This window comes from Pseudomonas sp. 2995-1, assembly GCF_002742505.1.
Taxonomy (GTDB): domain Bacteria; phylum Pseudomonadota; class Gammaproteobacteria; order Pseudomonadales; family Pseudomonadaceae; genus Aquipseudomonas; species Aquipseudomonas sivasensis.
On record NZ_LJSA01000366.1, the window covers coordinates 1 to 285 of the forward strand.

The 285-nt window shown below is 35.4% G+C and carries 1 protein-coding gene; it reads right to left on the bottom strand.

What is annotated here, in order from left to right; translation table 11 throughout:
• The coding region (locus tag AOA61_RS16710) for an MFS transporter (RefSeq protein ID WP_143521215.1) at nt 1-285 on the bottom strand (285 nt) is incomplete at both ends.

Consider the following 285-nt stretch of genomic DNA (forward strand, 5'->3'; position numbering starts at 1 on the left):
ACCAGTGATTGCAGGTCCGATGAAAAATGCTCCTGAGTCGATAAGACTTATTAAAGAGTTAAATCGCTGTCTTTTTTCACGTGGGATAAGCCTTGTGATATAGCTATCTGCAGTCGGTTCATATACAGAAGCGGCCATATTAATTAAGAAAACAAGGATATAAATCATCCATAATGAGGTGGATACAATCGCTAAACAAATGATTAGAGTCCCTTGAAGAGTGTCTAATAAAATCATAAGGTATTTTTTGTTTAAACGATCTATAAAACTGCCACTCCATAAGTT